14 protein-coding genes and 1 pseudogene are annotated in these 14,348 nt (G+C 64.1%); 3 read left to right on the top strand and 12 right to left on the bottom strand.

Features of this window, described 5'->3' with window-relative positions; all coding sequences use genetic code 11:
• Window positions 1-40: 40 nt before the first annotated feature.
• The 7 genes from E3T55_RS10960 to E3T55_RS10930 form a co-directional block, all read right to left on the bottom strand.
• Window positions 41-1,147: an FtsX-like permease family protein gene (locus tag E3T55_RS10960; RefSeq protein WP_134519609.1), complete on the bottom strand. Its 1,107-nt coding sequence runs from the start codon at window positions 1,145-1,147 to the stop codon at window positions 41-43.
• Complete coding sequence (locus E3T55_RS10955) at window positions 1,144-1,791, bottom strand: ABC transporter ATP-binding protein (protein WP_134519608.1); 648 nt, start codon at window positions 1,789-1,791, stop codon at window positions 1,144-1,146. The genes E3T55_RS10960 and E3T55_RS10955 overlap by 4 nt, the downstream gene beginning before the upstream one ends.
• 2 nt (window positions 1,792-1,793) lie before the next feature.
• A complete protein-coding gene (locus E3T55_RS10950) occupies window positions 1,794-2,873 on the bottom strand; it encodes a peptidoglycan-binding domain-containing protein (RefSeq protein WP_134519607.1) in 1,080 nt (359 codons plus the stop codon).
• A complete protein-coding gene (locus tag E3T55_RS10945) occupies window positions 2,866-3,549 on the bottom strand; it encodes a hypothetical protein (protein WP_134519606.1) in 684 nt (227 codons plus the stop codon). The genes E3T55_RS10950 and E3T55_RS10945 overlap by 8 nt, the downstream gene beginning before the upstream one ends.
• Window positions 3,550-3,713: 164 nt before the next feature.
• Window positions 3,714-5,933, bottom strand: coding sequence for an FtsX-like permease family protein (locus tag E3T55_RS10940; protein ID WP_134519605.1), 2,220 nt, complete (start codon window positions 5,931-5,933; stop codon window positions 3,714-3,716).
• Window positions 5,930-6,613, bottom strand: coding sequence for an ABC transporter ATP-binding protein (locus E3T55_RS10935; protein WP_134519604.1), 684 nt, complete (start codon window positions 6,611-6,613; stop codon window positions 5,930-5,932). The genes E3T55_RS10940 and E3T55_RS10935 overlap by 4 nt, the downstream gene beginning before the upstream one ends.
• Window positions 6,610-7,137, bottom strand: a complete 528-nt coding sequence (locus E3T55_RS10930) for a PadR family transcriptional regulator (protein ID WP_134519603.1) — start codon at window positions 7,135-7,137, stop codon at window positions 6,610-6,612. The genes E3T55_RS10935 and E3T55_RS10930 overlap by 4 nt, the downstream gene beginning before the upstream one ends.
• 194 nt (window positions 7,138-7,331) lie before the next feature.
• Here E3T55_RS10930 and E3T55_RS10925 point away from each other — a divergent pair, with 194 nt between their 5' ends.
• Window positions 7,332-8,528, top strand: a complete 1,197-nt coding sequence (locus tag E3T55_RS10925; RefSeq protein WP_134519602.1) for a Fic family protein — start codon at window positions 7,332-7,334, stop codon at window positions 8,526-8,528.
• Between the two features lie 290 nt (window positions 8,529-8,818).
• Window positions 8,819-9,481, top strand: coding sequence for an aminotransferase class IV (locus E3T55_RS10920; RefSeq protein ID WP_241993011.1), 663 nt, complete (start codon window positions 8,819-8,821; stop codon window positions 9,479-9,481).
• Here the strand turns inward: E3T55_RS10920 and E3T55_RS21200 are convergent.
• Window positions 9,474-10,067: an RBBP9/YdeN family alpha/beta hydrolase gene (locus tag E3T55_RS21200; protein ID WP_134519600.1), complete on the bottom strand. Its 594-nt coding sequence runs from the start codon at window positions 10,065-10,067 to the stop codon at window positions 9,474-9,476. The two genes, E3T55_RS10920 and E3T55_RS21200, sit on opposite strands and share 8 nt — an antisense overlap.
• 57 nt (window positions 10,068-10,124) lie before the next feature.
• Here E3T55_RS21200 and E3T55_RS21195 point away from each other — a divergent pair, with 57 nt between their 5' ends.
• The gene (locus tag E3T55_RS21195) at window positions 10,125-10,463 is read left to right on the top strand and encodes a MerR family DNA-binding transcriptional regulator (RefSeq protein WP_134519599.1); all 339 of its coding nucleotides are present in this window, start codon (window positions 10,125-10,127) and stop codon (window positions 10,461-10,463) included.
• Between the two features lie 505 nt (window positions 10,464-10,968).
• Here the strand turns inward: E3T55_RS21195 and E3T55_RS10905 are convergent.
• The 4 genes and pseudogenes from E3T55_RS10905 to E3T55_RS20795 form a co-directional block, all read right to left on the bottom strand.
• Complete coding sequence (locus E3T55_RS10905) at window positions 10,969-12,153, bottom strand: N-acetylglucosamine-6-phosphate deacetylase (RefSeq protein WP_134519698.1); 1,185 nt, start codon at window positions 12,151-12,153, stop codon at window positions 10,969-10,971.
• Window positions 12,154-12,237: 84 nt separating this feature from the next.
• Window positions 12,238-12,690, bottom strand: coding sequence for a hypothetical protein (locus tag E3T55_RS10900; protein ID WP_241993009.1), 453 nt, complete (start codon window positions 12,688-12,690; stop codon window positions 12,238-12,240).
• A gap of 328 nt (window positions 12,691-13,018) precedes the next feature.
• Window positions 13,019-13,282, bottom strand: coding sequence for a hypothetical protein (locus E3T55_RS20800; RefSeq protein ID WP_241993008.1), 264 nt, complete (start codon window positions 13,280-13,282; stop codon window positions 13,019-13,021).
• A 132-nt stretch (window positions 13,283-13,414) separates the two neighbouring features.
• Window positions 13,415-14,282 (bottom strand): annotated as a pseudogene (locus E3T55_RS20795) (transposase); the annotation flags it as partial.
• Between the last annotated feature and the right edge of the window lie 66 nt (window positions 14,283-14,348).

Genomic DNA, 14,348 nt, shown 5'->3' with positions numbered 1-14,348 from the left:
CCTCTCCGATTGCTCATTAATACGCGACTGTCGAGACCGGCTACGGCACGCGGAGTTCTTTGAGCGGGTCGCGGCGGGCAGCAGCCAACGCCGGCAGCAGCGCGGCGATCACCCCGATGGTCGTCGAAAGCAGGGCGACGGCGCCGACGAAGTCCCAGCCGGGAAGCGGATCGCCGGACGCTGCCAACCCGATCCCTGCGGCGATACTCCCGATGGTGGCGCCGACCAAGGCGAGGGCCCCGGTCTGCGTCAGCAGTAGGGCGATGATCAGGGTTTGGGAGGCGCCCAACGCACGGCGACGTCCGAAGTCTTTGCGGCGCAGCATCACCAGGCCATAGAGGATCGCTGCCACGAGCATCGCGGTCAACGCGAAGATGACGATGACGAGGCTACGGCCAAAGGAATCGAGTTGTCCTTCGACCATCTCGCGGAGCGCGGCGAGGTTTTCGCTGGTGGTGAGGGTGACTTTGGTCGGATCGGAGACGCCAAGCACCGACTGTGCTGCTTCGCTGACCGGTGCAACGAGGTCGGGGCGGTCAGCGATGATGACGAGCACGGAAACGGTTCCCGGGGTGTCGGCGGTTTGCGGGGCGAGGGCGAGCGGTTCAAGGAAGGCAAGGAAGTCTGGGGTGGTCAGATGTCCGGTGACCGCGAAGTCGATGCCGGAACCGTCGAGGACTCCCCCGACGGCGTCCGGCATCCCCAGGCCCGCCAATGCGGATGGTGACGCCCACACCGACGCATCAGCCACGGGCGGCAGTGTGGTGATTCCGAGGTGCTCGAGCTGGCTGCTCCAGACTAAGCGCAGCGGGATCTTTGTCGCGCCCGGGAACTGAATGTTAGTTACGTCCTGGGCGCCGCCAAACGCTCCCGCCCATTGGATCCCGTCGATGTGCGCCAGCCGCTCCAGCACGGTCGCGTCAAGTCCGGCGTCGGGCTCGGCTCGGATAACGATCGACCGCGTTCCTTCGGAGTCGATCGAGCCGAGCACGGCCTGCTCGGCACCGACGGTGCGGCCCGTGGTCAGCAGCACCGTGGCACACATCCCGGCGACCATGACGATCGTGACAACGGATGCGACCGGTTGCGCCCACGCGGTCGCCAACGCTTCGCGCACCACGGCTACCCACCGGCGTAGCGCGGTCATAGTTCGAGGCGGCGGTCGCAGCGCGCGACCAGGGCCGGGTCGTGGGTGACGACGATGACGGCCGCGCCGCTGTGCGCCTGGGCGTGCAGGGCATCCACGACCAGATCAGACGAGGCCGGGTCCAGGTTGCCCGTGGGTTCATCCGCCAGCAGAATCTGGGGGTCGTTGAGCAGTGCCCGGCACAGGGCGATGCGTTGCGCCTGCCCGCCAGACACCTGGCCCGGTTTTGCCCCCGCCCGCAGGGCCACGCCGAATTGGTCCATCAGCTCCTGCGCCCGCCGAATCGCCGGCCCCCGCGGCGTCCCGCGATACAACGTGGTTTCAATGATGTTGTCCAGCACCGTGCGCGTCGCGTCGAGGGCGGCATCCTGAAAGACGAAGCCATACTGGTTCGCGCGGAGGCTCGCGCGGTCGGCGTCCCGCTGGTGGGCAACATCCGCTCCGTTGATGCTCACCTGCCCCGCAGTGGGCTTGAGCATCAAACCGAGCACGTAGAGGAGGGTGGATTTGCCGCGCCCGGACGGACCGGTGATGGCGACCACCTCCCCGGCGTGGAAGTCCGCGCTCCACTCAGTGAGGATCGGCGCGGACGGCACGTACCCGAAGGTGATGCCGTGGGCGGCGAGCCGAACAGTGTCGCCCATGGTTAATCCGCTGTTGCCGGGATGCGCACCGAGGTGCCATCGGCGACGCCGTCGATGATGGACATGCCGCGGGCGCTCGTGACGACCGTGACCGGATGGCTGGTGCCCGCGTTATCGACGACGGATGCGGTGCCGTCGGCGGCGCTGAGCAGTGCCGCGCTTGGCACGATGAGGCCAGCGATCGATTCCACCGTGACGATACGGGAGGACAACAACGATTGTTCCGTCACGGGGATACTCGCGCAGGCATCCGCGCAGATGAGGGCACCGTCCTTGCCGGTGAGGGTGATGACGATCACGCCGGTCTCATCCACGACCTGGTCGGCGACGAACCCTTCCCACAGGCCGCCGTCAGTATTGGTGATTTCCACCCGCGTTCCCGTCGGCATCAACGCAGCCTGGGACTCCCCAACCGGAACAGTAAACACCGGTGCCGCCGGTAAGGCCCGCACCACGCTCTCCCCACCGATCAGGACCTCTCCGCGGGAGATGATCTCCGTGTCGAGGGCGACCTGGGTTGGCAGGGAGGGCACGAAGATGACATCGCCGGGCTGCACGACACCATCGAGGGGAACGCCGAGCGCTTTCTGCCAGGCCTTCACCGCGGTCGTGGTGCCGGCGCCGAACTTCCCATCAACAGCACCGGTATAGAGATCCAGATCAGTGAGGGCCTGCTGCAGCTGCGTGACATCCGCTCCCGTAGCGTCTTGCGCCAGGGCACGGAATGCGGGTACCTGGCCTTGGGCGATGACGACCGGTCGCAGATTCACGGTGTAAAGCGTCGCGCCGACAGCGACGCTCTGCCCTGCGGTGACGTTCACCGAGGTGACCGTGCCCGCGGCCTGGTTGAAACCGGCCGGCACGGGAGTCCACTGCGCCACCGTATTCAGGTTGATGCTCGAGCCCACTTCTCCTGCCACGACCTCGACGAAGGTGAACGCGGTCGTGGCTACGACGTCCCTCGGCGGTGTCAGCGCTGTCGTCGCCGCCCAGCCGATGCCGGCACCGGCGACCACGGCGACAAGTAGTCCGATGGCCCAGCGCGCCCAGCGTGGTGCGTGCACAGGTGCGGTATCACTCATAGAAGTCGACGGGGATCTGCGGACATTTTGCGTTGATTGAATTCCAGGTCGACTGCCCGGTACTCACGTTTTCGTACAGATGCCACGCACCGTTCTCGGCATAAGTATCGATGAACGTCTCCCGGCTCGGAGACTCGGGCACGTCATACCCTTCAGCTTCCAGGCACGGCTGCAGCTCGTCGGTGAAATAGTCAAACAGCTCACTGAGACGCTCATCAGTGAGCGGCACGTTGTACTTCGGATCCATCGGATATTTCGCGTTACAGGTGTAAATGGCCAGAGCATGCGCTCCAGCCTGAGCATCTTGAATCATGCCATGGTCCAGCCCGCCATCGGCCGTTGCACGATCGGGCCAACCCAAATCGTTCATGCAACTTTCCATCGCGGATGCCCAGTCATCGGAGTCCGTGAATCGTACAATCTCGATAACGGGCCGCTCGGCATCTGGCGACTCCCGCAACACCTGCTCCCAGTCCCAGTCGAGAAGGTCCTGGCTGGCAGCATCCAAGACCAGGGGTGTTGAATTCGTGGGTTCCGCCGAGGCTGTGGGCGCGGTCAAATCCGATTGCGCTGGCTCGGAGGTATCAATTGAACAACCCGACAAAACCATCAGCGTGGCCGACACCAGCAGCAGGAGCCCCATCCGCGCCGCGCGTGTTCTCTTGCTGCCGAACATCTATTCCCCCGAACCGCGCCTATCAAACCTTGTGATGATACTAACGAGCCACTGTAAACACCTGGCGTCGCCGCCCTTGGGCCGTCAAAGTCCGCGCAGGAACCCTAAACGGGACAACGTCGCTGTGTGGCGAAATTCTCATTCGTGATGCCAGTGCGAGTCACCTATTCGTAGCGGATCGCGGCCAAGTCGGAGTTCTGCCCCAATCGGCTGACAGCAACAGCGACCGCAGCGAGTGCTAGCACGGCGCTGGCAAGTAGCGCTCCGATGTAGCGGGCATCGGGCCAGCCGACCGATCGGCCACCGTCGGTGAGCCCGACGAGGATGAGGTCGGCCACGAGAAGGCCGAGTCCGATCGATATTGCCATCACGGACAGGAGTGGGGCGGCCGCTTCGAGGGTGATGATGCGGCGGAGGCCGGCGAGGTTCATACCGAGCAGCCGCAGCAGAGCGAGCATCCGGCGGCGGTCAATCATGGCCGATATCGTGGCGATGGCCAGTGAAAGGCCGGCAATGAGCGTGGCAACGCCGATACCCAGGTAGGCGAGGTTGGCGAAACTCGCGGCCATGGATTGCAACCGATCGTCGGCAAGATCCGTTCGGGTGCCGGCGGGCATCCACCCGGTCCCGGCGATCGCGTCCACCTGCAGCGCGGTTCTCGCCCGTTCAATCGCGGCCGTTGATCCGTCGGTACCGATGAGTAGGATGCTCGGAGTCAGCTCGGCTACGTCGGTCGCTTTCGCGGCAGTGAAGACTGCGGGAGCTCCGCTCAGGGCGTCGCTGTCGATAGAGACGACGGTGGCGGAAGGAACTGGCCCGAGGTTGAGGTCATGTGCGGCGTCCGCTGACATCAGGAGCCGGTTCGCATCGGGTCCGTCGCCGGATTGCATTGTGAAAATCGTGGTCACGCCGGTGACGCCGGTGATTACGGCGAGGCGCGCCTGGACCGCTTCGGTTGGAGCGGGGTTGGCCGCGGCGAACATGGGATCTAGATACTGGATGAGGGAACTGACCGGCAGCAGCCCCGGCCCATCTCCTGGTGCTACGCCCTGGTCGGCAGTTGTCGCGGCGCCCGCGAAGACGCTGACCATGAACACGGCAACGACGAGGCCGCTCACTGAGCGAAACGTGGCCACGGGCGTTCGACGGATGCGGTTGCCTGCGATGACTCCGGCGGCCGACATGCTGCGCCGCGCCATGATGCGGCCCGCGAGCAGGGTGAGGTAGGGGCCAGCCACGAGCAGACCCACTGTGGTGATGGTGAAACCGATGATCACTACCGTTCCGACGCGCGGAACGGGCAGTCCGGCGAGCACCGCCACGGTCGTGGTGATCAGTATGCCCAGCCCGCCAACAAGCGGCAGCAACCGAAGCCATGAGGGAGTCTTCTCCGGCCTCTGTTTCGTTTGTCCGAGCGGTCCGATACCCGCGCGACGGATGCGCCAGCCGGCCGTGATGGCGGATGCCGCGACGGTCACGGCCACGATTGTGGCCGCGGTGAGCGACGTCACAGCGAGGTCTGCCGGGAAGAACTTTCCGTCGTCGACGGAGACGAGCGCGGCGACCGGGCCGAGCAGCGCGGCCAGCAGCACGCCGAGTAGTGCCCCGAGCAGACTCGTGGCCGCCGTCTCGGCCGCGGCAATGGCGGCAACGGTGCGCGGGGTAGCCCCGATCAGACGGAGTGTGGCGAAACGCTCCCGCCGGGCTGCCGCGCCGAGCCCGGTCACGATGCTCACGAGCAGCAGCACCGGGAACAGCACCGCGATGGCGCCGACGATCGCCACGGTCTGGTAATTCGTGCTTGCGCGGTAGGAGACGTCGGTGAAGCTAGTCACGGTCTGCGTAACGGGGCGCTCGATCAGGTCGCTCGTTTTGGTGCCGACGACAGCAACGAGCGAGTCCGGGCTTGCCAGGGCAGAGTCGGAAATGGTTCCCGCGAGTGTGCCGAAGCGGTCGCCGAGCTCGCCGGACGGGACCCGCTCGATGCGGTCGATGAGCGCCGGTGATGCGTAATACTCACCGGGCTGCGGCAGGTCGGTGATCCCCGGGATCGTGACGTTGGAGGTGACGGGGGCGGCAACATCGAGGCGGACGATCCGTGCCCCCTCGTGCCGGTCGGTCGTGGGGGCGAGCAGTACGCGGTCGTTGCCCAGCGACGCCGTATCAGCGGTCACTGCACCTGGGCCAGTGTCGCCGCCGACCACGTACTCCCCGGAGGCGCTCATCCAACTGGACCGTGCGTCGCGGGCGCTGAGGCCCTGGTAGGCGGCCCCGAGGAGCAAAGCCAGAGTGACGCCGACGGCGACGCCGGCAGTGATGCCCAGCAGGCGTCCCCACGATGCACGGCTACCGATCACGGCCAGACGTACGACGCTCGCGTTCACGCGATGCCGACGCGGTCAGTTGCGGCGAGCTGACCGTCACGCACGATAATCTCGCGGTCGGCGTAGGCCGCCGTGCGCGGGTCATGGGTGATCATCACGAGTGTCGTTCCCGACCCCCGGACGAGTTCGAGCATGGCCACCAGCACGTTTTCGGCAGCCAAGGAATCCAAAGACCCGGTGGGCTCATCCGCAAAGAGCACCGACGGCCGCGTTACGAGCGCCCGGGCGATAGCTACGCGCTGGGCTTCACCGCCGGACAGCTCGCCCGGCAACTGATCGGCGGCAGCCGCGAGGCCCAGGCGGTCAAGCCACCCGTGCGCAGCCGTCAGCGCCTGCCTACGCTTCATACCGGCAAGCAGCAACGGAATGGTGATGTTGTCGACCGCTGTCAGGTCGGGCAACAGCTGACCAAACTGAAAAACAAAGCCGAACTGCGTCAGGCGCAGCTTCGACCGGTGCGCCTCACTCAGAGCAGTAACCACAGTGCCGCCCACAGAAACCGTGCCGCTATCGGGCAGCACCACGCCGGCGAGGCAGTGCAGCAGGGTTGACTTGCCGGAGCCGGACGGGCCCATCACCGCGACAACCTCTCCCTGCTGGATGCCCAAATCGATGCCGCGGAGGGCATCCGTCGAGCCGAAGGACTTGCGCAGGCCCCGGGCCTGAATGAGGGCGGTCATGGCTGTCGGATCTCGTTTCGTAGTTGGGTCAGTCGGGCGCCGGTCAGGTCGATCCAACGGAGGTCGGCCTCGATATGGAAGAGTGCGTGGTCACACAGCAGCACGCGCATCAGGTCCGCACCCTGCTTCTCCCGGGTCAGTTCCCGCATTCGGGCGAGATGCTCGGTGCGTTGCACATCGAGTAGCCGGTCAGCGTTGTCGTTGACGAGCAGGGCGATGATGGTCTTGGCGAACAGGTTGCTTTGCAGCGTTTCCGAGGGAATGTCGGGGGTGAACATCCACTGCGAGACGCGGTTTCGGCCGAGTTCGGTGACCTCGTACTTTTTTCGATCGGGGCCCCCGCCGGCCTCGTCGGCCAGCGCGAGAATCTGCCCGTCGCGGGTCATGCGGGCCAGGGTCGCATAGACCTGACCGAACGCGAGGGGCTTACGAACACCAAAGAAGCGATCGTAAGTGTGCTTGAGATCGTAGCCATAGCTGGGCTCGACGCTGAGCAGCCCGAGCAGGGTGAGAGAGTTGTCCACAACCGCAACTATACACACAGTGCATAGTCACTCGTCGAGCATCTCATCGGCTGCGATTCCTAAGATTTGGTCGGACCGATGGTCGCCGAATTCGAGTCGGATCTTATCCGCGCCAGGCCTGGGGCGCGCGAGAAGTCAGAAGAAGACGCGCGCATAACTATGGATCTGCTGCTAAGCATTGGTATACTGATGCTATGCCCACGTTTCCGGAAAAGTTTCCCTGGGCGCCGATTGGTTACGAGGAACGGCCTTGGCGCAGCGTTCAAGACGACTATGGCTCACGAACGCAGAAGCGTCTGGCATCCGGGCCGTACTTGGCGTCGGTGCCCGCATTCATTGCCGATCTCGATATCCCGCTGAGCAGCGAACTCCACGCGCTGACCGAAGAGGCCGCCAGTGAGCTTGCCCGCTTCGATGCCGAAGTGGGACAGATCGCGGCACCATTCGCATCCATTCTCCTGCGCACGGAGAGCGCCTCCAGCTCAGAGATTGAGAATCTCACGAGCGGAGCACGCCAGATCGCGCTGGCGGAGCTCGGTGAGCATGCCTCGAAGAACGCACAGCTCATCGTCGGCAACGTCCGAGCGATGCAAGCGGCCCTGGCACTGTCCGAGTCCATCGATGGACGCGCCATTCTGGAAACGCATCGCGCACTCCTCGAGCACAGCAATCCGGACATCGTGGGTCACTGGCGTGACCAACAGGTCTGGATCGGAGGCGGAAACCTCGGACCCCACACCGCACAGTTTGTGCCGCCGCATCACGATCGAGTCCTCGAACTCATGGACGATCTTGTCGCCTTCGCCAGCCGCGACGACCTTCCTCTTCTCGCTCAGACCGCGATCGCTCACGCTCAATTCGAAACAATCCACCCGTTCCCTGACGGCAACGGAAGGGTCGGTCGCGCGCTTATTCAGGCCATGCTGCGAGCTGGCAAGCTCACTCAGAATGTGGCCGTTCCGGTGTCCGCGGGGCTCCTCCACGACACCAGTCGATATTTCGAGTCCCTCAGCGCATACCGGTCCGGGGACATTGCCCCGATAATCCGCTCCATCGCGGAGGCATCGTTCGCCGCGGTGCACAACGGACGCATCCTCGTAGCGGATCTAGAAATTGTGCAGGTCGACTGGCGCGGGCGCATCAACGCACGACGAGACTCGGCGGTCCATCGACTAGTAGGCGTTCTGCTTCGTCAACCCGTGATCGGAGCGGCCGCAGCCGCGGCTGAGCTTGGCGTCTCGACCGTCAACGCTCAGGTCGCCATTGACCGACTCGTTGACGCTGACATTCTGACTCAAATTACCGACGGACGGCGAAATCGAATCTGGCTCGCCACAGACGTTGTTCGGGTTCTTGACGAATTTGGCGCCCGGGCGAAGAGGCGCCGATAGCCGGTGTTCCGGTTCGCCGGTTTGGGACTCCGGTTCATCGCTAGGTACTGGGGTGAACAAGTACCACTCGATCCGCAGTGGAACATCAACCTGGAGCGTCTTCCCGAGGGGCGACTCCAGGCGATGCGTTTCCCGGTGATGTCTTCTATCGCGAAACGGATGACGGTTTCTGCGTGATCGATATCGTCTGGTCGACACTCATCGATGCCGGCTGACGCAGACTAATTCCCGCTCGCACCTGTGAATATTGGTGAGCGCGACATATCTGGGCCAACCCACCTGGCAGCCGAGTGCGCCGACGTTGTGTCACAGGGGAACGACTTGCGGGATTGCAGGGGCGGCGTTGCGCTGGATGTGATGCGCTCAAGTACTGCTTCAGCACAGCCGACGTCTCCCTGACGTGCTTCATCACGTCCACCCCCGGAGAATTCGAAGCCCCTGAGGCGGATGCCCAACTCACTGTCCTGACAAGAACCACCGCCCCCGCCATGGCTCCCGAAGGCCCGATCGCCCTGGATGTTGTCGCTCACCAACGCGACCTGCCGCACATCAAACACGTCGGCGAAGTAGGCAAGACGCTTGCTCTTCGCCGAGCCCGCACTCGAGGATTCACCGATGCCGCCTTCCACGACCCTCAAGGCCGACTCAGCGAGGGAACGATCTGGAACCTCGCCTTCTGGGACGGAAACACCGTGAACTGGCCCGACGCGGACATTCTGCCGGGGGCGACGATGCAGATCCTTCAGCGCCAACTCAGCGTCCTCGGCGTCGTCCAGACAACCCGCCCCATCCGGCACGGGGCATCGCTCGGCCAGCTTGCCGGCGTCGTGATGAATCCCTGGACCCCGGGCATCGCAGTAACCCGGATTGGTGAAAGCCAGCTGGCAACGGACGACGACTTCACCCGTCTGCTTCACTCCGCGTACGAGCGTGAACGTCTGGAACCTATCTGAGCTGAAGCCGAAGGACGTCCAACACGAGTGGAAGCGCGGTGACGCCGTCCTCGGCAAGGAAGTGACCTGCGCCCGGCTGAATGGCGATTTCTGCGTCAAGCCGGTGAGCCAGTTGCTCCGATGCTAACGGCGGAACGAACACGTCGTTGTCGGAGCGGATCAGCACGCGCACACCGATGTTGGGCGCGAGACGTTCCACGTCGACATCCGCTGTGAGATATTCATCAAGCGTCGGCAGCGCTGCGAGGGGGCCGGTAAACCCGGCCACCAGAACCAAGCCGCCCAGACGCCACTCGCCGGTAATGGCCGCGAGCACCCGCAGTGCGGTGATGCCGCCGAGCGAGTGCGTCACGACCCAGGTGCTCTCATGCGGTGTCCCGAGCGCGGCTCGCACCGCGCTCTGCCACGCGCTCGTTTGCGGATCGTTCGGAGTCGGCAGCTCAACCACGATCGCCTCGATCCCAGACTCGGCAAGCGCCTCACGCAGCCACGGGAACCAGTGCGAGGCTGGGGCAGCGCCGTAGCCGGGCACGATGACGACGCGGCGGATGGAATGCGCATCATCGAGAGTTGTTGAAGTCTTCATAGACGTCACCGTAGGGCGTGACACTGACGTGAGGGTCAACCGGAAAGGTGCGATGCCATGAGAATCGGCGAACTGTCCCATCAGAGTGGCGTCAGCCGACGGGCGCTGCGCTACTACGAGGAACAAGGCCTCCTCGTGCCCCAGCGCGGATGCAACGGATACCGCGAGTACGCCGACGATGCCGCACTGATCGTCTCGCAAATCCAGCGTCTCTACCTCTCCGGGCTCAACTCCGAAGCCATCCGACGCTACCTTCCGTGCGCGCGCGGCCAAACGCCGCAACTTGAGATGTGCGCTGAACTCCGCGCCCACCTCCTCAGCCGCGCCGCTGCCCTTGATGACGACGCCCAGACCGCAGCCCGACAGCGAGATGTTCTCTTGGGGCATTTGGCGTAGCCGCTACTGGAACAGCGACTTCAGCGCATCGATTTGCCGGTTCACGTCGTCGATGGTTACATCCTCAAGCGTTAGGCCGTTCAAGCGGATTGTCGTGCAGTTTGCGGATCAGGCCACCGGAGATGAGCCGGGCCGCCGCTGTCGTGGGTTTGCGCGCTGCCTGGTCTGCCACAGATGACCCGAACTCTGATGCCAGATCCAGTCTCGGATACTCAGCAAGGACCTCGGCGGTGAACGACTCAGGCAGGTCTCGAGACCGATTGCCGGAGATGTCCAGACTCGTCGCGACCTCGAGCAGGTACCCCTCGAGATCTTGCGCCGGGTCAACTTCGGGCCAGTTGTGCCTTGGTGGTCTGTGGGTGAGCACAGGGTCGGCGTCGCGGCGGGCGATGGACCTGGCATTCGCCTCGGCATCATGATGCTCGTGATAGCCGTAGTACCCGTTCTAGCGGGGAACGACAGTCTTTCAACCACACGTTTAACGCCGCCTCGTCCCCGGTTCGCACTAGCGTAAAGTCGCGCCGCTGACGAGCGTCCCGCCCCGCCACACTGCCACCGGAATCAGGCCGGACGTCCAAATGACAGCATCGCCGTGGCTGCCGGGGGTCAACCGGCCCAGAGTCTCGCATCCGATCGCCGATGCCGGGATGAGTGTTGCAGCGGCCACGGCGGCGGGCAGCGGGATCCCGTAACTAACAGCATTACGCACTGCACGGTCCAGGGTGAGTGTGGATCCCGCGATGATATCGGTGCCCTGCACGTGTGCCACGCCGTCAACAACGTCGACGTCGATATCGCCGAGTGTGTAGGCCCCGTCGGGTGACGCGGCGGCAGCCATGGCGTCGCTGACCAGCGCGACTCTGCCGGGTGCTGCGCGGAAGAGCATGGCGACCAGTCGAGGATCCACGTGGTGCCCATCCGCGATGATTTCAAGCGTGACCCGTGAGTCGTCGATAGCCACCCCAATCGGGCCCACCAACCGGTGGTGAAGTGGCGGCATCGCGTTGAAAGTGTGGGTGAGCAGTGTCGCCCCGGCGTCGACGGCGCGCTGAAACGTCTCGGCATCGACTGCGGTGTGCCCGATGGCAGGCGCTATCCCCGCTGCGGAAATCTGACGCACAGCATCGATGCCGCCGGTCAGTTCCGGGGCGATCGTAATCTGACGGATCATGTCGCTCGCTAGCAGGCGCGCGAGAGCGACAGGTGCTGGTGCGATCAAAGCGGTCGGGTTGTGTGCGCCTTTATGCGCTTGGTCCAGGAACGGCCCCTCGAGGTGCACGCCGACAATTCCGGGAATCTGCTGGCGCGCGGCAGCGATGCGGTCCACCTGCTCGACAAGCGTGTCGACGGAAGCGCTCACCAAAGACAGGGCGATACGAGTAACTCCATGGCGCGCGTGGGTGGCGACGGCCACGGCGATCCCCTCCGCGGACTCGTCATAGGAGTGCCCTCCCCCACCGTGATTGTGGATGTCGACGAGACCCGGTGTGAGGATCGCCCCGGGTCCTGCGATCGCTCGGGCGTCGACCGTTTCATCGCCCGCTGAAACGGCAACGGCCCAGTCCGGTCCGGTGCCTGTTGCGACGACGAATCCATGGCGGATGAGCACCCAGCCGTGCTCATCGTCGCTGGGCGCACCGCCGGTATCCGCAGCGATTCGCCTCGCGGAATGGATGAGAAGTCCAGCCATGGGTGGGGGTTTCCTGTCGCGTCGGGATGGCAACCGAGGGGGCGTCCCAAGCTGTGCGAGCGGGAGTGGCATCGATGCAATGAACTACGCGGGCTCAACCGGAGCACTTTCATCCTCGTCGCCCCAGGACTCCACGAGCGTGATTCGCCCGCGCGAATCGCGAATCGAAAGCACGAGCGCAATGATCGCGGTCGCGATGCCGATAACGCCCAGGGGATTCGCGATACCAATAGCGATACCCAACCCAGGCTCTGTGGGTCCGCTGATGATTGTCTGAAAACCGCGAGGTGTTGAATCTGGAAGCGTAAGTCCCAGCAAGATTCCGCTAACGACTGAGGCAACGAGAAAAGCGTATGTTATCGCACGAGTTTCGAACCCTCGACGTGCCGAGCGTCCTACCGCGAGCCCCGTGATTACCAGCAGGGCGGCAAAAATCACACCCAGCGTTGCCGCGTAGATGATGGTGAGGTCGCCACCGATCCCAAAGAGGTGGCGGCCGAAAGAGATCCACGCGGCCACCGCGATACCGGCAACCACGACCACACCACCTGTGCGCCCTGAGCGCGCGGCACCAGGCGTCGCGCGCACTCGAATTACGCTGTACGTCATCACGTGCTCTCAATCACTGTGCTCGCCACAATCGTAACCATGGAAGTGCGTCCGCGTGCGTACCTCCACAGATGGACAAGCCCCGCGAACCGCGAAGAACATGCGACGTTGCCGACAACACACCCCGACGCCAATCCAGCCATATTGTTCTCCGGATGCCTGCCGATAGGAGACGATATGTCGGCCGGTCTCCGGCCCGGGCACGCGATCGGTGAGTGCGGCCCCCAGTCCATCCCTCGGGCGACGGCGTCTCCGTTCAGGCGTCGGATTCCGCTCCCGAAGTCACACCGCTTCCCAAAGAGCGCCCACTCCCCCGGACGTTCGCGAGGCAAATCATCTTCTCGCCGCGCATTGCCAACATCTTGGTTGGCTCTGGTTGGTGCCGGTCGGCTAGTCCCATTTGAGCCCGGTTGACGACGTAGGCCATGAAGAATAGCAGCGTGCAGGTGCCGTTCGTGAGCATGACTTCCGTCAACGTCTCGGCCAAGAATGTGAACTGGCGCGGGTGCTCGTGCAGCATGACGCCACCCTTCAGCCCAGAAAAGAGCGACTGCGCGTGGAGAATTTGCCAAGGCAAATTGTCGAAACAGATACCTGCAGGCGGAAGGCCTGAAAAGACTGGCTGCAAGGGAGGTATTAATCACTTTGGGTCTTTCTTCTGCCGGCTTTTGTGCGCATGGCGGGCATCGGGATCGACGGTGGAAATCACCCCGGTTCGGGGCCACCTTCCGGGCGATTTTCCACCGGCCGTCAGTTCCGTCGGAACCGTCCGCCGGTTCCACGTCCTGCCCGGCGACCAGGGCGAGAAGGGCGACGGTTTCCTGCTGTTTCTTCGTCAGGATATGGACATTGATACTGGCCAGCAGAGCGAGAGCATCGGTGACCAACCGGGACACGAGCTCGTCACGAGCATCGCGGTCATCCCAGGCGATATCGGGTTTGCCCGGCTGGGCATAGTCATGACCGGGCAGCCCTGCCACGGTCACGTCAGCGCCGGGAATCTCCCGGCCCACACGGCGGATCTGAGCGATCAGCTGAGTGACGGTGTCCTGCCGGGCGACGGCGTCCTCCAGAATCGTGGAGTCCAACGCCCGACGTTTGCGCCCCGTCAACGCTCCGGACTTCGCGATGACCTCGGTCACGGCCTCGAAGATGCGGTGCGGCCGGTCACTGGCTGCCAGACGTTTGCGCCAGTAGACCAAGACCGTCGGGTGAAAGGAAACCTCGGTCAACGCGAACCCACACGCCGCCTTCCAGCGGAGGTCATACGTCAACGCTTCGGCCGCTTCCCGGTCAGAGAGGTTGTGCAGGGTCTGGAGCACCATCACCGAGGCGATCACATCCACCGGCAGTGACGGGCGGCCATTCTGAGAGGCGAACAAGTCCGCGAACGCCTCGTCGGGGAAAAGTTCCCGACGATGCGCCGCGAGGAACGCGAACACCGACCCGGGCGGGAGAAGATGACCCACTACGGCATCGACATCGTAGATCTCACGCTGACCATCATCACGACCCTGCATCACCCCAGTCTTAACGACCACGAGCCCAGCCGCGGAAGGCGCGCCTTAAAAATCCAAACCCGTGCC

It is taken from the genome of Cryobacterium frigoriphilum (assembly GCF_004403305.1).
GTDB classification, from domain to species: Bacteria; Actinomycetota; Actinomycetes; order Actinomycetales; family Microbacteriaceae; genus Cryobacterium; species Cryobacterium frigoriphilum.
This window is presented reverse-complemented; position numbering and strand designations above follow the sequence as displayed.

Excerpts from the sequence above, each read along its gene's own strand:
- E3T55_RS21195 (WP_134519599.1), top strand. The coding sequence starts at position 10,125 with ATGAGAATCGGCGAACTGTCCCATCAGAGTGGCGTCAGCCGACGGGCG.
- E3T55_RS10945 (WP_134519606.1), bottom strand. The coding sequence starts at position 3,549 with ATGTTCGGCAGCAAGAGAACACGCGCGGCGCGGATGGGGCTCCTGCTG.
- E3T55_RS10935 (WP_134519604.1), bottom strand. The coding sequence starts at position 6,613 with ATGACCGCCCTCATTCAGGCCCGGGGCCTGCGCAAGTCCTTCGGCTCG.
- E3T55_RS10925 (WP_134519602.1), top strand. The coding sequence starts at position 7,332 with ATGCCCACGTTTCCGGAAAAGTTTCCCTGGGCGCCGATTGGTTACGAG.
- E3T55_RS10950 (WP_134519607.1), bottom strand. The coding sequence starts at position 2,873 with ATGAGTGATACCGCACCTGTGCACGCACCACGCTGGGCGCGCTGGGCC.
- E3T55_RS10905 (WP_134519698.1), bottom strand. The coding sequence starts at position 12,153 with ATGGCTGGACTTCTCATCCATTCCGCGAGGCGAATCGCTGCGGATACC.
- E3T55_RS10955 (WP_134519608.1), bottom strand. The coding sequence starts at position 1,791 with ATGGGCGACACTGTTCGGCTCGCCGCCCACGGCATCACCTTCGGGTAC.
- E3T55_RS20800 (WP_241993008.1), bottom strand. The coding sequence starts at position 13,282 with ATGCTGCACGAGCACCCGCGCCAGTTCACATTCTTGGCCGAGACGTTG.
- E3T55_RS21200 (WP_134519600.1), bottom strand. The coding sequence starts at position 10,067 with ATGAAGACTTCAACAACTCTCGATGATGCGCATTCCATCCGCCGCGTC.
- E3T55_RS10960 (WP_134519609.1), bottom strand. The coding sequence starts at position 1,147 with ATGACCGCGCTACGCCGGTGGGTAGCCGTGGTGCGCGAAGCGTTGGCG.